This window comes from Ruegeria sp. AD11(2025) (genome assembly GCF_056542405.1).
Genome location: NZ_JBQFZU010000001.1, coordinates 113,683 through 129,091, shown reverse-complemented (window position 1 = coordinate 129,091; position 15,409 = coordinate 113,683). Strand labels below are relative to the sequence as shown.

The window sequence follows — 15,409 nt, the reverse complement described above, 5'->3', positions numbered from 1 at the left end:
AACGGAGGTCATACAAGCGGGTTGCATCTGCGACAAAGCAACCTAACGTGAGCGCAACGCGAACCACCCCGGAGCACCCATGTCCGTCGGACGCATCATCGAGACTCCCGACTGTGTTGCTGAGGGTGCCACATGGCTGGCCGAAGCCTGCCCGCGTATGGCTTGGGCGATGGAGCAAACCGGGTCTTTGCCCTTGCGCCGACGCCCGGACGGGTTTGCCCAGCTTCTCAGTGCGATTGTCAGCCAGCAAGTTAGCGTTGCCTCGGCCAATGCGATCTGGAAGAGATTGCAGGATGCGAAACTGACCGGACCGCGCAAGATCATGTGGGCCACCGATGATGATTTACGGGCCGTGGGGCTGAGCCGACAGAAAATCAGATACGCCCGCGCGCTGGCCGAAGCACGTATAGATTACAGGGCATTGCGCGATGTGCCTGATGCGGATGTTGTCGCCACATTGACCGAAGTGCCGGGCATTGGCGTTTGGACCGCCGAGATCTACGCGATGTTCTCGCTGGGCCGCGCCGACGTGATAGCTCCGGGTGATCTGGCGCTGCAAGAGGCCGCGCGCATCCTCTACGATTTGCCCAAACGTCCGACGGATAAGGAACTGCGAAAGATGGCTGTGGCTTGGTCGCCGTGGCGGTCGGTTGCGGCACGGGTGCTGTGGGCCTATTACCGGGTGGCAAAAGAACGAGAAGGTATCAGATGACACGGGTTTTGAATGCGCTCCGAAAAGAGCCGGTTTCGGGCGATACACGCTCGGTCGTGGTGTTCGTGCACGGGTATGGGGCCAATGGCGCCGATTTGCTTGGGCTGGCCGATCCGCTCGGTGAACATCTGCCGGACACGCTGTTCGTCGCCCCCGATGCGCCGGAACAGATCCCCGGAATGCCCAACGGGTTCCAGTGGTTCCCGATCCCGTGGATCGACGGCTCGTCCGAGGAGGAATCGCGGCGCGGCATGGAAATGGCCGCCGACGATTTCAACGCCTTCCTCGATGCGCTGATGGTGGACGAAGACGTGCTGCCTGAACAGGTTGTTCTGTTCGGGTTCTCGCAAGGCACGATGATGAGTTTGCATGTCGCCCCGCGTCGCGAGGATCCGGTTGCAGGAATCGTTGCCTTCTCGGGCCGGTTGTTGGAACCCGATCTGCTGCCCGATGAAACGGTCAGCCGGATGCCGATCCTGCTGGTGCACGGGGATTCCGACGACGTTGTGCCGCCGCAATCGCTGCCCGAAGCCGCCGAAGCCCTGCAAGCGGCGGATTTCAAGGAAATCTACGCGCATGTGATGAAGGGCACTGGCCACGGAATCGCGCCTGACGGCCTTAGCGTCGCGCTGGCTTTCATGCGCGACAAGCTGAGCCTGTAGCCATGATCGCGGTCCGCCCCATGATGCCCGAGGATTTAAGCGCGGCTTGCCGCATCCTCAACGATATCATCGAGATTGGAGGCTCGACCGCGTTTGAAATCCCGTTCTCCGAAGCCCTGTTTGCGCAGAGTTACCTAGGTGGAGCGGATGTGATTTGCTGCCACGTCGCCTTGGACGATCAGGGTGAGGTGGCAGGATTCCAATGGCTGGGGGCGCATGATGCGCTGCCCGAGGATTGCGCCGATATCGCAACTTTCACCCGCCGCGCGCCGGTGCTGAAAGGCGCCGGGCGTGCGCTGTTCGCGGAAACCGCCAAATATGCCGCCGGGGTTGGACTGAACGCAATCAGCGCAACAATTCGCGCCGATAATGGAATGGGGTTGGGATATTACGACAAGATGGGGTTCCGTGACTATTCGGTCGCCTATGGGGTGCCGTTGCGGGACGGGCGACCGGTCGACAGAATCACCAAAAGGTTTGATCTGAGAAAGGACATGCTGTGTTGATCGTGACCGGAACAGTGGAAATCTCGCCCGAAGGCGTTGAAAAAGCAGACAAAGCGGCGCAAGCGATGGTGGCCGAGACAGTGAAGGAGCCCGGCTGTCTGGTTTACGAGTTCAGCCGGATTCTGGGGCAACCCACACAGTTTCGCGTTTATGAGGAATGGCAGGATCAAGCCGCTTTGGAGGCTCATTTTGCCGCGCCGCACATGGCGGTGTTTCAGGCTGTTTTGGCTGAGGTCGGTGTCGTCTCAAGCGACATCTACCGCGTTGTCGGTGGAGAAAAGCAACCTCTGCGTTAACGCGTCAATCCCACAGATGGCCTTCGGCAAATTCGACGGAATTGCCGGACGGGTCGCGCACGTAAAGCGAACGCGCGCCGCCGGGCCAGTCGAATTCGGCATCCACCGGGACGTTCCAGTCCAGAAGATGTTTGCGCATCACGTCAATCTCATCGCGTGTCAGGATCAGGCAGACATGACCGGGACCGCGCGCGCCATGGGGCGGGACGGGCAGGTCGGGGTTTGTGGGTGGCTTCTCGGTTTCATCCGCATTGAACAACAACAGGACCGAGCCGCCAACACGGAAGAACACGTGCCGGTCTGCCACGCGTTGAATTTTCCGCAACGCCAGGATCTCGCCATAGAACCGCTCTGCCGCATCCAGGTCATCGACGTAAAGCGCGGCCTCGAGAACTCCGGTGGGCGCGGGTATGTCCGGTGTGACTTTCATTCCGTAAGTATATCACAATACGCGGTTTTTGTCACCGCCGCAGGCGCCGGTCCCGTTTCCGCTGTGGTGCTGAGTTCAACGCGGGAGTAGGCAAACTGTCCCATTGACCGGGTTCCAACCCCTCTAACGACCAGTCGCCAATTCGGGCGCGGATCAGACGTAAAGTCGGGTGTCCCACGGTCGCTGTCATCCGCCGGACCTGCCTGTTTTTCCCCTCGCGCAGGGTCAGTTCGATCCAGCAATCCGGAACTGTCTGACGTACCCGGATCGGTGGGGTGCGCGGCCAAAGCCCTTCAGGTTCGTCGATGAGGCGCGCTTTGGCGGGGCGAGTCAGGCCGTCTTTCAGTTCGACACCGTCACGCAGGGCTTTGAGGGTCGCAGCATCCGGCAGACCCTCAACCTGAACCCAGTAGGTTTTGGCCATCTTGTGCTTGGGGTCAGATATCTGAGCTTGCAGCCGCCCGTTGTCGGTCAGCAGCATCAGCCCTTCGCTATCCCGGTCCAGACGTCCGGCCGGGTAGACCCCGGGCAGGTCGATATAGTCAGACAGGGTGCTGCGCGGCGATTCTGCATTCGCGCGGTCGGTAAACTGCGGCAGCACGTCGAAGGGTTTGTTGAATCGAATGAACCAGCTCATGCTCCTCGCCATAGCCCGCAGGCCACGTTGGCGCAACCTGTGGATAACTGTCACGTCTTTGTTACGATTACGACATACCCAGTACCCGAGATATTGTGGAAACTCAGGGCTTGTCAGAGTTTTAACACGATATATAGTTAAGTTAAGGCCGGGGCGGGGGTTCCCCGCTCTGATGTCAAAAACGGGCAGAGCAGAGCGAGGAGCGATTCTGATATGGATGGAGATTTCAGAACCGAATTTGTCAGGGAACCCGGTGCGCTCAAGCATCATCCGGCATTGGTTTTGAACGCCGACTATCGCCCCTTGTCCTATTACCCGTTATCCCTGTGGCCGTGGCAAGAGGCGATAAAGGCGGCCTGGCTGGACAGGGTGGATATTGTGGCCGAGTACGACGAGGTCGTCCGAAGCCCGAGTACCGAGATACGAATACCGTCGGTCGTTGTCCTGAAAGATTATGTGAAACCCAGAAAGCGCGTGGCCTTCACGCGCTTTAATTTATTCCTACGGGACGAATTCTGTTGTCAGTACTGCGGCAGCCGTGGCGATCTGACCTTTGACCATGTGGTACCTCGGGCCGCAGGTGGCGTGACAAGCTGGCAAAACGTGGTTGCGGCCTGCAGCCCCTGTAACCTGAAAAAAGGGTCGAAGTCGCTTCGGCAGGCAGGGATGACATTGCGCAAGCCTCCGCGCCAGCCGGATGCAGAAGCCTTGCGGAACGTCGGGCGAAAGTTCCCGCCGAACCACCTGCATGACAGTTGGATCGATTTTCTTTATTGGGATGCGGAGTTGGACGAGCTTTAGCGGCCCACCCGCCACGCGGCGATCCAGACCAGCACCAGAACGCCCGACAGGATGGCGTTCCACCCGGCCATCGAAATACCCATCAATTGCCACGGGATGTCATCACAACGCACCAGCGGGGCGGACATGATCTGATCCATCAACTCCTGAGTCGACAAGCCGCCGATATCACCGGAGGTGCAGCTTGTGGGACCCTCCCACCATTTTTGCTCGACCCCGGCGTGGAACACGCCGATGGCTGCGGTTGTCAGTGCGGCGAGTGCGCCCAGCAGGGGCAGCAGATTTATACGGGGTAGCGCCAGCGCCACTGCACCGATTAAAATGGCCGCACCGTGCGGACACCGCTGCCAGATGCACATTTTGCACGGCGCCAGCCCGCCGAGATGCTGAAAACCCCATGCCCCAAGTAGAAGCGCCACGGAACCGCAGGTCGCGATCAGGACCAGAATGTTTTTGCGTGTCATAGGTATCTCACCACAAGGAACCCGCCGAACAGAAGCACAACGAACAAGGTGAACATAAGGCCAAGGCGCTTTTCAATGAAGGCCCGGATCGGCTCGCCGAAGCCCCAAAGCAGGCCAGCGACCACGAAAAAGCGCAGCGCGCGGGCAAGGATCGAAGTGGCGATAAAGGTGCCCAAAGGCATCCCGGTCCAGCCTGACATGATGGTGATGACCTTATAGGGGAAGGGCGTCACACCGGCACCCAGAACGGCCCAGAAGCCGAAATCGTTGAAGCGGGTGTTGAACTCTTCCATGGCGTGGGCCTTGCCCATGGATTCCAGAATCGGCTGGCCGATGCTCTCGTAAAAGAAAGCACCGATGGCATAGCCCAACAGGCCCCCCATAACCGAGGCGACTAGGGCGACCGTTGCAATCAACCACGCGCGCGACGGGCGGGCCAGGATCATTGGAATCATCAGCACATCCGGCGGGATCGGAAAGACCGAACTTTCGATAAAGGCGACAAAGGCCAGCGCCCACAGGGCGTGCGGATGTTCGGCCAGACGAATGGTCCAGTCATAAAGCGAGCGCAACATATGGTGCTAAATTCCTGTTCTAACGTTGCGCAAGCCAAACCATGCGTCCGGTGAGGCGTCAACCGTTGCAGCGAAAACAAACTGGATTTGGGTTGGTTTTTGCCTCTGGACCTTCCCGGTCATGGGCGCTAATCCAGTGTTCGTGGCCCAAGTGGCGGAATGGTAGACGCAGGGGATTCAAAATCCCCCGCCTTCACGGGCGTGAGAGTTCGAGTCTCTCCTTGGGCACCAAAACTTCCGCGTAAGTAATTGAAAATAAACAATCGGATTGTGTGTGTTGATCGTGGCCCCACATCTGGCCCCACAATCAAACCTTGCTATTTTGCATGAGTTCATCCATCTCAGACACCTTCAAAAGCGTCCGACCGCATGGTTTGTAGAAGGAAATCAGCCCTTCATCCTTGCGACGACGGATGGTTGATTCTGATAGACTGTAGCGAATTACAGCGTCAGGCAGCGTGATGTATTCCATTTGGGGTTCGTGTTTCGCTGTCACGTTTTTCCCTCCTGTGTCTCGTGCGGGGTGGGGGTCTGGCTGATAGAGGGCAATGGCCAAACGGATCGAGCGTCCATTGCGCCCCGAATATTCATCGTCCTTCCGCATTTTGTGCATTCATCCCAGCATCGAAAATTCGGGTCATAAAAGCATAATTGGCCGGTATTGCTTGTCCCCCATCTGTGCCTGCAGAGCATCCTACTTCCCCTCTTTCCCGGTGTTGTCCAAGGCGCGTGCCCCTTCCGGCCATGCTTGCCCATAGATGTGGGTCGCAGGATTCCACGTTCTTCCGGTGATTAGCTCTGCGAGCGCGGTGACTTCTTCCTGCCAGCGAATTGTTCGAATAAAAGCCGAGCGTTCAAAGGTGTCTGTGACCCACAACATCCAGCTTTCCGGGTCGCCCACATAGTCACCCTTCGAATTTTCCCACCCGCTTCTTTGAAGTTCTATTGATGTCGTCTCAATGAACCGAGAACCTGGCTGCTCTATGTTACAGGCCAGTTTCCAATGCTTGTTTGGCTGGCGATCACTCTGCCGCCACTTAAAGTCCACCGATGACAACCACTCATCCGTAATCGGTGTTCTGTCCCGCTCCGGCTTACCTGTCATGTGACTGCTCCTGTGCTTCGTCTAATCCAGCGCGTCTCAGCACACCGGCCTTCCCCGTAATCCAATCGACATATGGTTTGGCGCAGCGTTCAATGGATATATCCAAAGCGACCGCTAATTTGATCACTGTGGAGAAACCGGGGTCTTTAACCTTCCCTGTTTCGATCTGAGAAATCAGAGCATTTGACACGCCGCTTTTGCGTTCGAGTTCTCGAAGTGTAAGGCCGCGTAATTCCCTAGCCAGTGATAATATTTCACCAAGCGCTAAATTTCCTGCGATCATCTACTCGCCCCCCTGTGTGAGAGAGGAAAACTTGCCGATTGCTGCGATGGCCGTATCAACGCCGACATTGTGCGCTATTTCCTTTTCGGTTTTTGCGTCGTCAATGTGGGCAGTCAGTGCCAGATAGGCGCGAACCTCTGCCAGCAAACGCACTCGCGCGATATCGGCCTCGGCCACGGGATTGCCCGTCTGTTCGGTGGGGCAGACAGCGGACATGGTTTCTTTGTCACCATCCGTAATAATCAAGCTGCGACCATTGGCTGTTTTCACAACCCACATAGATGATCCTGTGGGTTCAGGTTTGGATACTGGCAGATAGTGGTAACCCTCCTGTTTCCAACAATCTGGTACTAGCTCGTCAATTTCCCGAATTTTAAGGGCGATTATGTTATTCAAAGAACCCGTATCATCTTCCGCCCGCAGTTCGTCGTCATACTTGGCAATCGTCATGGGGTCGGTGTTGCCTACAGGCGTATCAAGGGGGGTGAGGGCGGATAGGCGCTTTGCTACGATCGAGACAACGGCGTCAGCAATTTCGACACTGCCGTCCACGTCATTACCGCCAGTCATTGACCAGATCGTTTCGTCAATATCCCGCTTTGTTTCCCAATCGATCAGGTCGACCACCGCTTCCCGTCTGGGGGACAGGTCGGCGCGGGTGTTCCAATGATCTTGCGCTGATCTTTCGGGAAACGCTTCATCGTATCCGCCGGTTGCACCACAATTGCGGCACTCCATCCATTCGAAATCTCCGTCATCTTTGTTGTCAATGTCGGGGCAGCCGCAAAACGGGCAAGGTTTCAGTTCCGTCATTTCCCGTTCTCCTTCAACGCTTCGATGGCTAGCCCAACCTCGTATGTCGCTTGACGTGCGGCCTTGAATGGATCGGCGTCTAAGCTTCCGTGCTTCTCGGCTGGGTACTCAAATGCCAGTTTCGCCGCATCATCCAGCGCCTCGCCCCACACACGTTGACGCCACTCTGAGAGGGTGTAGGGGTCCATTCCCCGGCGGCGTGGCGCTTCGTATCGGGGGTCTCCGTCAGGTGCGAGATTGACCGGCGCTCCGCATGTTCCGCATTTGCTCATCTGTCCTACCTCTCTATGTTCCGCCGCGATGTGCGGTTTCTTCGGCGGATTGCTTTGCGCTTAGATGCTGGCAGTTGGCCTCAACCAGTGCGGCCGCCACGTCGGGGCACACGCTGTTGCCGCAGCAGGAGACTTGGACGTACTTGGGGAACGGGTGCCATGACCAATCCCCGTCCTGCTCTTTCCAGACACCCTCGATCACGTAGTCAGAGGGGAAGCCTTGGGCGTTGAACAGTTCGCGCGGCGTCAGCATTCGCATACCGATATCAACCACGACGAAGGTCTGCCCGTCGATTTCCAGCGTGACGAATTTGCGATCATCCCATTCGCCGTGGGCTTCGAGGAAGCGGGCCACCCGGTAGGCGGAATACTCCATTTCCTCTGTGAACTCGGGCGCGGCCAACTCGGCCTGCAGGTGGCCAAATCGGTCTTTGACTGTGACCGTGTGGCAAGGCTCATCCGTCCGAGCGCCGTTGTCGGCGGTGCCGTAGTATTTGGCGAACCAAGGGGCCACGACAGTCTGGTGCGAACCTGTGGCCGTCAGCGTCGATATCGGCGCGTCTACCGGGCGGCCCGGATTTACACCGGTCTTAGCCTTGTTGTGTTGGGCCAGAAATGCAGCGGCGGGCGCGTGTTTGATGCCACCAGCAACGACCGTGCCGAGCGGCGCGAAAGGATCGAGCGAGCGCGGGGCCTGACCTTGGCGTTCTCCGTAGCCGGTTTGCACCAGCAGGGGCGAGATAACCGCGTTCTGATCCTTCTTGCTGGCCGTGATGGTATGCGCCGGCACTTCGCAGCTGCGGTTGCTGCCGCCTTGCTGTGCATAGGTGAGGATAGGCAAGAACAGCGCGTGGGAGATTCCGCCCGACGTAACCGTGCCGTGAGGTTCTGTCAGCGGGTACTCCCGGCGCCCACCGCTATCACCGTGGGCCACGCTCAGCAGGGCCGGGGTGATCACCGCCGAATGCAAGCCACCGGCCAGAACGGTTGGGTGAGGCACACTGGCGGCGCTGTTGCGGCGCGCGGTGCCCTTGAGGCTCATCAAGTGCGGTGCGATCATTCCGAGCGGAGCCGCGCCACCTGGTTTCTTTACCCAGCTATTCGCCGTGACGGTAGGCATGGGCTCATCCATAGCCACGCTAGTTGCGCCGCTATTGAACCGGGTGATCGAGGGCGCGATGATTGCAGTCTTGCCGCCGCCGCCCGCTGTGATGGTACCGGCTGGCGTGGTAATCGACTGCCCCACCGACGCACCGAAGTGGCGCATCAGAGCGGGTGCGATAACCGCCTTTTCGCCTCGGTTGGCGCCGGTGATGGTCTTGAGCGGATCCGCTACATCCTCGACGCGGCCACCGTGTGTCAGGTTGACGACAAAGGGGCGGTTCGCGTTCAGGACATAGCGGCCCATGCCGCGCGCGATCCGGGCCAGCGTGTTTTTTGCCAGCGGACGCTGAGGCGGTTTGCAGTTGTTCGCCTTGCCGTAAGCAACGGCCTCTGCCTTGCTGAACATGAATATCGAGGGGCAAGGGATAGACCAATCGATGCATTCCGCAGCCGTACGCCATGGCAGCAGCTTGCCCTTTTTAACCGCGGCTGATTTCGGGTCGCCATGGGTCGGCTTGGGCCAGACGATCGGTCGACCATCGCGGCGAGCGACCCAGAAGGACCGCTTTCGGATGGTTGGAGCGCGGTAGTCGCATCCTCGTATGCTTTTGCGTTGAAGCTTGTAACCAGCCTTGCGGATGCGCTTCTTCCAGAGTTCATAGGTCATTCCAGAAAACTCTTTGATCGGGCTACCGTCCTCACCCACCGGTCCCCACGTCTGGAATTCTTCAACGTTTTCCATGATGATCACGTCGGGTTTGACCTTCTCGGCCCAATCCACGATCACCCACGCCAGATCTCGGATGTTGCGATCCTTGAGCACCTTTCCCGAGGCGCGGCTGAAATGCTTACAGTCGGGGGAGGCCCACAGCAGGCCGACTTTGCGGCCCTTGGCGATTTCCAGCGGGTCCACGTCCCAAATGTTGCTGTCCAGGTGCAGCGTGTCAGGGTGGTTCGCCTCGTGCAGCGCCAGCGCCGCCGTACTATGGTTGATCGCCACATCAGGGCTACGGCCCAAAGCCATTTCAATGCCGGTGCTGGCACCGCCGCCACCGGCAAAGCTGTCGATTATCATTGGCTGGTCAGTCATCAGTACATTGCCCCTTCCATGGCTTGGTTTTTGAGCTTGGCCCAGATGCGGGACAGCTTTGGCTCTTGAGAAAGGTCGCCCGCGTCCCTGCGCTTCACGCGTTTGCGGTAGATGGCGCGCAGTTTCTTCGACGTCATCGACCAGTGCTTCTGGCAGATGTGTTCCCGCAGACCGGGGCGCATGGCAGTGGTGCGGTTGCAGAAGGGGATGCAGCAGGACAGGCGGGTCATGGTGGCACTCCTCAAACAACGAGTCCGGGCCAATTCCGGTCCACGAACTTTTTCGTTTCTCTCGGAAGCTGCCATGCGCCTTGCTGTTTACAGTGGGGCAAGTAGCGCTTGATTAGGCGAACATGAGCATGAGCCAACCCTTCATTGCCTTCTGTGTAGATGTCGTGCCAGGCGAAATACCACTCGCGCCCGTTTAGGTCGAACTCGAAGGCATCAGCATGATGGATGGTGACGCGCGGGTTATCTCGAAACTGCGCGCCGAAATGATCGATGATGCCCCGATCGATTTCGACTACGTCAATGTGTTGGACATCTGGCTTTGTCAGGCACATGCGGATGAAGCAGCCAAATCCAAGGCCTGTTTTCAGCACCTTTCCTTTGGCGTGCTTGACGCCCTGAAGGTGCCTTTTGAGCTCGGTCTCGCTGTCATCCATCACGGTGTAGCCGCCGTATCCAACCAGCGGGAAATCAACCCGGTGCAAACCGTGCATACAGACATCAAACAGAAAGGCGTCACCCTCGGGCGACAGGCACGCGTTCAATTTCCGGCCCTTTCCCCACGGGAAAAGCTCTCGGGGCGTGCGCCCTGCTTCTAAAAGCGCATTCACATTCATTGGCGGAACGCCTTCCACTTCTTATCACCGGGCAGACCTTTGGTATCGCTGCGGATCAACCCGCCTTTTTCCAAGTGCTGCTGAATGCCGATTGAGAACTTGCCCCAAATCTCTTTCTTCGGACGCAGCCACAGAATGGCCGGCGTTCCCAAAATCTCCTGCGGGATCTTGTAGAACATGGATTTCGCCATGCACTCGCAGTTCAGGCAGGTTGTCATGAAGGGCGTCACGCCGTCGTCAACATCCATAGACACAAACCCATGCCCGCAGTCGTCGCAGATGTAGACGTTCTTTTTTCCCTGAAATCCGTTCATGTCTTTCTCCTGCTCAGTTAAAACCGTCGATCCAGTCCCTGACTGCAGCGGCTGCGTCATGACGTTGAGCCGCCATCATTCCGATCATCAGGAGGAAGCTTTCGGTATCCTTGGTTTCATCGTGCTTTCGGATGTCTGATGCGAATGAAGCGACGGCATCGGTGGGTGCGTGGGGCAAATAGGCGTGAGCCCGGTCCTTGCACCATTCAATGTGTTCGGCTCTGGTCATGCGGGCGCCTTGTCGATCACTAAGATCACGGTGTTGACGCTAGTTCCGCTTTCCTTGAACGAGTTCTCCGGCAGGTGTTCAACTGTGCCACCCATGCCTTCGACCCATTCCCGGAACATCATATGCTTGCGGTCATTGCGGAAGGTGAAACCGGGAGACATGATTGCAACCAGCCGCCCGCCCGGTTTCAGGAACTCATAGGCGTAGCGAACATGTTCAGTGTCCGCGCCCTTGGCGAATGGCGGGTTCATCACTACACGGTCGTATGACGGGTCGGTCTCTTCTTCGAGAAAATCTCCTATAGTGACCGTGGACGCGCGAGCATTGATCAGTTTTTCGGCACGCTTTGCGTCGATCTCGATGGCATCGACTAATGCGCCGCTATCCGCAGCCGCTTCGACTAGGCGGCCAATCCCCGCACTCGGTTCCAAAACTCTCATATTTGGATGAATGCTAGCCATCTCAGCAACACGGGCAGCGAGCGCCGTAGGCGTATCAAACTGTCCAAAGTCCTGTTTTGTGGTCGCATAGGAACCAGTCAGCAAAAGTGGCTCCATGGCGTCTTCTGCTTCACCGTCGAACACGTGGGCTTTCGCCTTTCGGTTCCACTTGCCGCCTGCGGCTGTCAGAACCTTGTTGGTGTCCGTGTACAGTTTTCGGTTAAGCTGTCCGGTCAGGCGCAAATGCGGACCTTCCATCTCAGCTGCACTAAGGACCGCCAAAACGTCTTCGGGGATATCTTTCATCCGTCTCTCTTCCTATTTCCCCCTTCCCGCCGCTCACCAACGGGAAGGGGCACCCGGCACCATGCTGGGCGTTCATTCTTGGTCGTCCAAAATTGGTGTGACGAGATCGTCGTTGATCACGGTGTCGATGATGCGCCGCGCAAGTTCATTGACGTTGATGCCACGCAGATCGGCGTGAGGTTTTAGCCGTTCCAGCACGTTGCTTGGGAGGACAATGGTTTGCGCGTTTCGTTCGGTCTGTCGCCGCTTCTGGGCGCGTTGTCCTGCGCTGTGCAGGGCAAAGACTGTGCCTGTGCCAATGCCAATCATCAAAGCAATTGTGTCAGCTGAGTAGCCCTTGGAGCGAAGCGCAAGCACAGCTTCGGTTCGACTAGGGTAACCTAGTGTTGGCTTTGCGGCTCCCATGGGATTCCTTTCGAAGGAACTTTACGGGACGCGCGGGTTGGTTTTTTGAGTGGTGGCTTTTCCCGCGCGTCCCGGCGGCCCGCCTGTAAGGCCGCTGTGTGTTCCTAGTCGGTTTGGGTGATGTCGCTCTGCAGCTGCTCAGCTGCATCGTGAACGCGATTGAAGGCAACGCGGGGCAGGGTGACTATCGCCGCCACGATCAGCATCACGACAGTGCCCAAAACCACAACGGTCTGCATTCTAGCGGTCGCCATATCGTCGTCATCCGCTTGATGGTATTTTTCCCAGTGGTCCATCTGAATTCCTTTGAAAAAGTGGCCGGGGAACCTGGGGGAGGACTTCCCCGGCCAGTTGGGGAGTGACGGTTTCATGCGCACTCATCAGGAGGGTCAGAGGGGGCGGGCAGTATCAAAGGGCGCGGGCCCGAGACGTTGAGTTCTTCGGCCCGCTTGCGGACACGGTCCCGGATACGGGCAAAGCGGCGCTTGATTTCGCAAGGCTCTGGTTCCGGGTCCGGATGGTGTGCGGCAACACGCTCCATGCGTTCAAGAGTCAGGGGGCAGCCCTGCATTTCCTTGGCTGTGATCCAGACACCGCTGGTCAAATCTCGGGGGTGATCCGGTTTGGGGTTGGCTATTACGCCAGCCAGAACCCTGAACTGTTCCTCAGCAGTCTGCATGTCCATCTCCTTCTGTGTCACAGGAAGAAGCGTAATGTGCCAAGTGGTACATTGCAAGATAAAAATGTGCCAAACAGCACATATCCTTGCAAACGTAGTGTGCAGAAATGCTAACTCCGGCGCAAAAAATGGCGAACTTTCTTATCTTTCACTGGGGGATATCGCTGCGTCCGGTCCCCCAAAAAACTGTTGCACCCAAGAAGTGAATGCTTCTGGTCAGCCTCTGCCATCCGTGGAGCCGAGATAATTGAAACATCACCCTAACGCTGACAAACGACCGAACATATTCTATAATAAGCACACATTAATGGGTTTAACCGGGTCGGTGGGGGGTATGACGATCTGGCAGAGTTAAGCGATGCAGAATCGAATCTGCGAATCCTTTTGCAGTTGAAAGAACACTACGGGGACCTGAATTGTGCCCTTGTGGGGGAATATCTTCGCGCTAACGGAGAAACTAATTTCTATAGAATTTCACAAGATGTTGGGCTTCATCGGAGCGTAGTGGTTCGTTGCATACAAGCATTGTCGGATTCCGACAGTTCTTGAAAATCTGATGTTTGCAATTTTGGCGTGTGACGCCGTATGGTATCACCGCGAGACAACCTTAGATTTGGGTGGCGAAGTGGTTGTTAGTATTGTGGTATTTTGGGGATACGTTTTAATAAATGAGCAGTATTGCAGAATTGACTAGCGCACTTACAGAGCAGGAAATAAAACTTATTCTGGAGCATTTGATCCAGGTTGTTTCAACTCGCTCAAGCGATGAGCGACGACGCCTTTTATCTGAGCCGCTAACAGATCGGCTTCCTCATCTGTCAGGATCTCAGCAAGAGCCGATATCTTCTCACGAGCGCTGACGGTTTGGCCGGATAGCATCTGTTCCACTGATTTTCCAAAAAAGCTGGCTAGAGCGATTGCGTCTTCGACAATTACCTTGTCGTTCTCTTCCCTAAGAAGTTTGTTAACCTTGCTTCTGGAAACACCTGTCTGATTTACAACGTCAACCACTCGGGCGCCCGAGTTCTTGAAGTGTTCATTAAAGGCTTCTCGGAAGGCAGTTTTCATACTGTGCCAAGTAGCACACGCACCTAAATCGTTAAACGTACCGATTGGCACTTGATAAAATGTGCCAAATGGTACATTACGGATGTTAGAGGTGCTACGCATGAACATTCAGAAAATCATCGACAAAGTAAAGTCCCACGCGGAAGACGCGGGCAGAACACCCAAGAGCGTCCTTCGTTCGGCTACTGGTAACGCGCACGCTTGGTCCCGTCTTTTGCGCATGAAAAAGAGGGCCGAAACAATTGACCGGCAAGTTGATGAACACATCAAGGCCGATACAGCATCCGACAATACCCAGATTTCCGAGGCTGCCGAATGATCGCCGCCGATCAAGACCCCTCGGCGCAAAAACCGGGACAGGGGTTGTGTAAACCCCTGTCCCTGCCGGAAGTGCGCGGGTTTTGGGGCAGCATGAGGTCCCACGCGGTAATGCTTTCGTACTCAAAAATTCACTCATCAACATGCGCTCAACATGCGGCAGGTTTGTTGTGGCGCCAAGGAAACGAGGGTGCCGATGGCTGATCTTCGCAAGGTTATTCGCGGGTTGATGAACTCGCTCATCTACGGTCAGCTCAATGATTTTGACGCTGCTGCGATGACGATCAATGCCCGAACAGACCAGCACGTTTGCAAGGGCACCATCTCAAAGCGGGACAATGGGCATTTGGGGTGGCCGGTCGATGACGTCATAGCCCTTGAGGACGCCTGTAAGTGCTACCCGGTCACCCGATACATGTATCAGCGCGTCGAGAATGCGGATGTTTCCAGTTTTGGCCCGCTGATTACACATGTCGGATCGATCAGCAAAGAGGTCGGCGAAGCGATCAACGCGGTCATCGCCGCGCATCAATCCAACTGCAAGGACGACAAGGCTCAGGCACTGGTGGAAATTGCCGAGGCAAAGGCGGCGCTGAGCCGTGCGGAAGCTGTTTTGGAGAACGATCAATGACCGTACTTTGTGCAAAGTCCCGGGCGCGGCTGGATGATGAGGTTGCACTCAATATCCTCTACTTGCGGGCTACCACTGATTTGAGCGCCGAGGATATAGGCCGCAGGGTTGGGAAAACGCGGGGCGCGGTGCTCGGCATAGAAAAACGCATTCGAGACGCCGGCGATTTACCCTGCCTGTGCACCTGTCCCAAAAACAGGGACGGGGGTATGCCTGCGCGATGGTGGATGCAATGAGTATCTTGCCAGCCGTGCGGGCCCAGTTGGAGCAGGCCGAGAGCAAGCTGCAAACAGCGTGTCAGCTTCTTAGAGAAAACGGATTCCCGGAAAATTCGGATGAGTTGGTGCGCAATCTCAAGTCGTTGCGCGTGTGGACGCAGAAAGATGGGTGGCTGGATCATCTGAGTACACCGGAGGGCGACTGAC

At 56.9% G+C, this 15,409-nt stretch carries 27 protein-coding genes and 1 tRNA gene; 10 read left to right on the top strand and 18 right to left on the bottom strand.

Going from position 1 to position 15,409, the window contains the following annotated elements; translation table 11 throughout:
• The first annotated feature begins 79 nt into the window (after positions 1 to 79).
• Genes ACR1XY_RS00740 through ACR1XY_RS00725 form a run of 4 tightly spaced genes read left to right on the top strand, consistent with a single transcriptional unit; the run spans position 80 to position 2,176 of the window.
• On the top strand, positions 80 to 712 hold the full coding sequence (locus tag ACR1XY_RS00740) for a DNA-3-methyladenine glycosylase family protein (RefSeq protein WP_480589144.1): 633 nt from the start codon (positions 80 to 82) through the stop codon (positions 710 to 712).
• Complete coding sequence (locus tag ACR1XY_RS00735; RefSeq protein ID WP_480589142.1) at positions 709 to 1,374, top strand: alpha/beta hydrolase; 666 nt, start codon at positions 709 to 711, stop codon at positions 1,372 to 1,374. Before ACR1XY_RS00740 ends, ACR1XY_RS00735 begins: the two co-directional genes overlap by 4 nt.
• 2 nt (positions 1,375 to 1,376) lie before the next feature.
• A complete protein-coding gene (locus ACR1XY_RS00730; protein WP_480589140.1) occupies positions 1,377 to 1,880 on the top strand; it encodes an N-acetyltransferase family protein in 504 nt (167 codons plus the stop codon).
• The gene (locus ACR1XY_RS00725; protein ID WP_480589138.1) at positions 1,874 to 2,176 is read left to right on the top strand and encodes a putative quinol monooxygenase; all 303 of its coding nucleotides are present in this window, start codon (positions 1,874 to 1,876) and stop codon (positions 2,174 to 2,176) included. Before ACR1XY_RS00730 ends, ACR1XY_RS00725 begins: the two co-directional genes overlap by 7 nt.
• A 4-nt stretch (positions 2,177 to 2,180) precedes the next feature.
• Here the strand turns inward: ACR1XY_RS00725 and ACR1XY_RS00720 are convergent, their stop codons facing one another.
• Positions 2,181 to 2,606, bottom strand: a complete 426-nt coding sequence (locus ACR1XY_RS00720) for a VOC family protein (RefSeq protein ID WP_480589136.1) — start codon at positions 2,604 to 2,606, stop codon at positions 2,181 to 2,183.
• Between the two features lie 31 nt (positions 2,607 to 2,637).
• Entirely contained in the window at positions 2,638 to 3,243 is a 606-nt protein-coding gene (locus ACR1XY_RS00715) for a pseudouridine synthase (protein WP_480589134.1), read from the bottom strand.
• Positions 3,244 to 3,456: 213 nt separating this feature from the next.
• On the opposite strand from ACR1XY_RS00715, the gene ACR1XY_RS00710 reads away from it, so the two are divergent.
• Positions 3,457 to 4,044 (top strand): HNH endonuclease, encoded by a 588-nt coding sequence (locus ACR1XY_RS00710; RefSeq protein WP_480589132.1) that lies wholly within the window; start codon positions 3,457 to 3,459, stop codon positions 4,042 to 4,044.
• Here ACR1XY_RS00710 and ACR1XY_RS00705 read toward each other — a convergent pair.
• Positions 4,041 to 4,508: a disulfide bond formation protein B gene (locus ACR1XY_RS00705; RefSeq protein WP_480589130.1), complete on the bottom strand. Its 468-nt coding sequence runs from the start codon at positions 4,506 to 4,508 to the stop codon at positions 4,041 to 4,043. The two genes, ACR1XY_RS00710 and ACR1XY_RS00705, sit on opposite strands and share 4 nt — an antisense overlap.
• Complete coding sequence (locus ACR1XY_RS00700) at positions 4,505 to 5,083, bottom strand: YqaA family protein (protein WP_480589128.1); 579 nt, start codon at positions 5,081 to 5,083, stop codon at positions 4,505 to 4,507. Before ACR1XY_RS00700 ends, ACR1XY_RS00705 begins: the two co-directional genes overlap by 4 nt.
• A 145-nt stretch (positions 5,084 to 5,228) precedes the next feature.
• Between ACR1XY_RS00700 and ACR1XY_RS00695 the strand changes: the two genes are divergently transcribed.
• Positions 5,229 to 5,314 (top strand) — tRNA-Leu (locus tag ACR1XY_RS00695).
• Between the two features lie 76 nt (positions 5,315 to 5,390).
• Here ACR1XY_RS00695 and ACR1XY_RS00690 read toward each other — a convergent pair.
• From ACR1XY_RS00690 to ACR1XY_RS00660, 7 genes are all read right to left on the bottom strand, one after another.
• Positions 5,391 to 5,687 carry a hypothetical protein gene (locus ACR1XY_RS00690; protein ID WP_480589126.1) on the bottom strand — a complete coding sequence of 99 codons (297 nt, stop codon included), beginning with the start codon at positions 5,685 to 5,687 and terminating at the stop codon, positions 5,391 to 5,393.
• 90 nt (positions 5,688 to 5,777) lie between these two features.
• A complete protein-coding gene (locus ACR1XY_RS00685; protein ID WP_480589124.1) occupies positions 5,778 to 6,188 on the bottom strand; it encodes a hypothetical protein in 411 nt (136 codons plus the stop codon).
• Complete coding sequence (locus tag ACR1XY_RS00680) at positions 6,178 to 6,471, bottom strand: helix-turn-helix domain-containing protein (protein WP_480589122.1); 294 nt, start codon at positions 6,469 to 6,471, stop codon at positions 6,178 to 6,180. Before ACR1XY_RS00680 ends, ACR1XY_RS00685 begins: the two co-directional genes overlap by 11 nt.
• The gene (locus tag ACR1XY_RS00675) at positions 6,472 to 7,284 is read right to left on the bottom strand and encodes a Lar family restriction alleviation protein (protein WP_480589120.1); all 813 of its coding nucleotides are present in this window, start codon (positions 7,282 to 7,284) and stop codon (positions 6,472 to 6,474) included.
• Positions 7,281 to 7,556, bottom strand: coding sequence for a hypothetical protein (locus ACR1XY_RS00670; RefSeq protein ID WP_480589118.1), 276 nt, complete (start codon positions 7,554 to 7,556; stop codon positions 7,281 to 7,283). The genes ACR1XY_RS00675 and ACR1XY_RS00670 overlap by 4 nt, the downstream gene beginning before the upstream one ends.
• A 13-nt stretch (positions 7,557 to 7,569) precedes the next feature.
• Complete coding sequence (locus ACR1XY_RS00665) at positions 7,570 to 9,750, bottom strand: DNA cytosine methyltransferase (RefSeq protein WP_480589116.1); 2,181 nt, start codon at positions 9,748 to 9,750, stop codon at positions 7,570 to 7,572.
• Entirely contained in the window at positions 9,750 to 9,980 is a 231-nt protein-coding gene (locus ACR1XY_RS00660) for a hypothetical protein (protein ID WP_480589114.1), read from the bottom strand. The genes ACR1XY_RS00665 and ACR1XY_RS00660 overlap by 1 nt, the downstream gene beginning before the upstream one ends.
• Before the next feature lie 218 nt (positions 9,981 to 10,198).
• Here ACR1XY_RS00660 and ACR1XY_RS00655 point away from each other — a divergent pair, with 218 nt between their 5' ends.
• The gene (locus ACR1XY_RS00655) at positions 10,199 to 10,576 is read left to right on the top strand and encodes a hypothetical protein (RefSeq protein WP_480589112.1); all 378 of its coding nucleotides are present in this window, start codon (positions 10,199 to 10,201) and stop codon (positions 10,574 to 10,576) included.
• A 14-nt stretch (positions 10,577 to 10,590) separates the two neighbouring features.
• Here ACR1XY_RS00655 and ACR1XY_RS00650 read toward each other — a convergent pair whose 3' ends face one another.
• The 7 genes from ACR1XY_RS00650 to ACR1XY_RS00620 all read right to left on the bottom strand — a co-directional run bounded on the left by ACR1XY_RS00650 (position 10,591) and on the right by ACR1XY_RS00620 (position 14,143).
• Positions 10,591 to 10,908 carry a hypothetical protein gene (locus ACR1XY_RS00650; RefSeq protein WP_480589110.1) on the bottom strand — a complete coding sequence of 106 codons (318 nt, stop codon included), beginning with the start codon at positions 10,906 to 10,908 and terminating at the stop codon, positions 10,591 to 10,593.
• A gap of 13 nt (positions 10,909 to 10,921) precedes the next feature.
• Positions 10,922 to 11,137, bottom strand: a complete 216-nt coding sequence (locus tag ACR1XY_RS00645; protein ID WP_480589108.1) for a hypothetical protein — start codon at positions 11,135 to 11,137, stop codon at positions 10,922 to 10,924.
• Positions 11,134 to 11,883 carry a methyltransferase gene (locus ACR1XY_RS00640; RefSeq protein ID WP_480589106.1) on the bottom strand — a complete coding sequence of 250 codons (750 nt, stop codon included), beginning with the start codon at positions 11,881 to 11,883 and terminating at the stop codon, positions 11,134 to 11,136. Before ACR1XY_RS00640 ends, ACR1XY_RS00645 begins: the two co-directional genes overlap by 4 nt.
• Positions 11,884 to 11,955: 72 nt before the next feature.
• Positions 11,956 to 12,288: a hypothetical protein gene (locus ACR1XY_RS00635; protein WP_480589104.1), complete on the bottom strand. Its 333-nt coding sequence runs from the start codon at positions 12,286 to 12,288 to the stop codon at positions 11,956 to 11,958.
• A gap of 104 nt (positions 12,289 to 12,392) precedes the next feature.
• Positions 12,393 to 12,584, bottom strand: coding sequence for a hypothetical protein (locus ACR1XY_RS00630; RefSeq protein ID WP_480589102.1), 192 nt, complete (start codon positions 12,582 to 12,584; stop codon positions 12,393 to 12,395).
• A gap of 71 nt (positions 12,585 to 12,655) precedes the next feature.
• A complete protein-coding gene (locus tag ACR1XY_RS00625) occupies positions 12,656 to 12,967 on the bottom strand; it encodes a hypothetical protein (protein ID WP_480589100.1) in 312 nt (103 codons plus the stop codon).
• 720 nt (positions 12,968 to 13,687) lie between these two features.
• A complete protein-coding gene (locus ACR1XY_RS00620) occupies positions 13,688 to 14,143 on the bottom strand; it encodes a hypothetical protein (protein ID WP_480589098.1) in 456 nt (151 codons plus the stop codon).
• On the opposite strand from ACR1XY_RS00620, the gene ACR1XY_RS00615 reads away from it, so the two are divergent.
• The 3 genes from ACR1XY_RS00615 (at position 14,136) to ACR1XY_RS00605 (ending at position 15,408) form a co-directional block, all read left to right on the top strand.
• Positions 14,136 to 14,354, top strand: a complete 219-nt coding sequence (locus ACR1XY_RS00615; protein ID WP_480589096.1) for a hypothetical protein — start codon at positions 14,136 to 14,138, stop codon at positions 14,352 to 14,354. The two genes, ACR1XY_RS00620 and ACR1XY_RS00615, sit on opposite strands and share 8 nt — an antisense overlap.
• Before the next feature lie 195 nt (positions 14,355 to 14,549).
• The gene (locus ACR1XY_RS00610) at positions 14,550 to 14,984 is read left to right on the top strand and encodes a hypothetical protein (protein ID WP_480589094.1); all 435 of its coding nucleotides are present in this window, start codon (positions 14,550 to 14,552) and stop codon (positions 14,982 to 14,984) included.
• A gap of 232 nt (positions 14,985 to 15,216) precedes the next feature.
• Complete coding sequence (locus tag ACR1XY_RS00605; RefSeq protein WP_480589092.1) at positions 15,217 to 15,408, top strand: hypothetical protein; 192 nt, start codon at positions 15,217 to 15,219, stop codon at positions 15,406 to 15,408.
• Position 15,409: the final 1 nt, after the last annotated feature.

Coding starts and splice junctions, on each gene's coding strand:
- ACR1XY_RS00740 (WP_480589144.1), top strand. CDS start 80: ATGTCCGTCGGACGCATCATCGAGACTCCCGACTGTGTTGCTGAGGGT.
- ACR1XY_RS00735 (WP_480589142.1), top strand. CDS start 709: ATGACACGGGTTTTGAATGCGCTCCGAAAAGAGCCGGTTTCGGGCGAT.
- ACR1XY_RS00730 (WP_480589140.1), top strand. CDS start 1,377: ATGATCGCGGTCCGCCCCATGATGCCCGAGGATTTAAGCGCGGCTTGC.
- ACR1XY_RS00720 (WP_480589136.1), bottom strand. CDS start 2,606: ATGAAAGTCACACCGGACATACCCGCGCCCACCGGAGTTCTCGAGGCC.
- ACR1XY_RS00715 (WP_480589134.1), bottom strand. CDS start 3,243: ATGAGCTGGTTCATTCGATTCAACAAACCCTTCGACGTGCTGCCGCAG.
- ACR1XY_RS00710 (WP_480589132.1), top strand. CDS start 3,457: ATGGATGGAGATTTCAGAACCGAATTTGTCAGGGAACCCGGTGCGCTC.
- ACR1XY_RS00705 (WP_480589130.1), bottom strand. CDS start 4,508: ATGACACGCAAAAACATTCTGGTCCTGATCGCGACCTGCGGTTCCGTG.
- ACR1XY_RS00700 (WP_480589128.1), bottom strand. CDS start 5,083: ATGTTGCGCTCGCTTTATGACTGGACCATTCGTCTGGCCGAACATCCG.
- ACR1XY_RS00690 (WP_480589126.1), bottom strand. CDS start 5,687: ATGCGGAAGGACGATGAATATTCGGGGCGCAATGGACGCTCGATCCGT.
- ACR1XY_RS00685 (WP_480589124.1), bottom strand. CDS start 6,188: ATGACAGGTAAGCCGGAGCGGGACAGAACACCGATTACGGATGAGTGG.
- ACR1XY_RS00680 (WP_480589122.1), bottom strand. CDS start 6,471: ATGATCGCAGGAAATTTAGCGCTTGGTGAAATATTATCACTGGCTAGG.
- ACR1XY_RS00675 (WP_480589120.1), bottom strand. CDS start 7,284: ATGACGGAACTGAAACCTTGCCCGTTTTGCGGCTGCCCCGACATTGAC.
- ACR1XY_RS00670 (WP_480589118.1), bottom strand. CDS start 7,556: ATGAGCAAATGCGGAACATGCGGAGCGCCGGTCAATCTCGCACCTGAC.
- ACR1XY_RS00665 (WP_480589116.1), bottom strand. CDS start 9,750: ATGACTGACCAGCCAATGATAATCGACAGCTTTGCCGGTGGCGGCGGT.
- ACR1XY_RS00660 (WP_480589114.1), bottom strand. CDS start 9,980: ATGACCCGCCTGTCCTGCTGCATCCCCTTCTGCAACCGCACCACTGCC.
- ACR1XY_RS00655 (WP_480589112.1), top strand. CDS start 10,199: ATGATGGATGGTGACGCGCGGGTTATCTCGAAACTGCGCGCCGAAATG.
- ACR1XY_RS00650 (WP_480589110.1), bottom strand. CDS start 10,908: ATGAACGGATTTCAGGGAAAAAAGAACGTCTACATCTGCGACGACTGC.
- ACR1XY_RS00645 (WP_480589108.1), bottom strand. CDS start 11,137: ATGACCAGAGCCGAACACATTGAATGGTGCAAGGACCGGGCTCACGCC.
- ACR1XY_RS00640 (WP_480589106.1), bottom strand. CDS start 11,883: ATGAAAGATATCCCCGAAGACGTTTTGGCGGTCCTTAGTGCAGCTGAG.
- ACR1XY_RS00635 (WP_480589104.1), bottom strand. CDS start 12,288: ATGGGAGCCGCAAAGCCAACACTAGGTTACCCTAGTCGAACCGAAGCT.
- ACR1XY_RS00630 (WP_480589102.1), bottom strand. CDS start 12,584: ATGGACCACTGGGAAAAATACCATCAAGCGGATGACGACGATATGGCG.
- ACR1XY_RS00625 (WP_480589100.1), bottom strand. CDS start 12,967: ATGCAGACTGCTGAGGAACAGTTCAGGGTTCTGGCTGGCGTAATAGCC.
- ACR1XY_RS00615 (WP_480589096.1), top strand. CDS start 14,136: ATGAACATTCAGAAAATCATCGACAAAGTAAAGTCCCACGCGGAAGAC.
- ACR1XY_RS00620 (WP_480589098.1), bottom strand. CDS start 14,143: ATGTTCATGCGTAGCACCTCTAACATCCGTAATGTACCATTTGGCACA.
- ACR1XY_RS00610 (WP_480589094.1), top strand. CDS start 14,550: ATGGCTGATCTTCGCAAGGTTATTCGCGGGTTGATGAACTCGCTCATC.
- ACR1XY_RS00605 (WP_480589092.1), top strand. CDS start 15,217: ATGAGTATCTTGCCAGCCGTGCGGGCCCAGTTGGAGCAGGCCGAGAGC.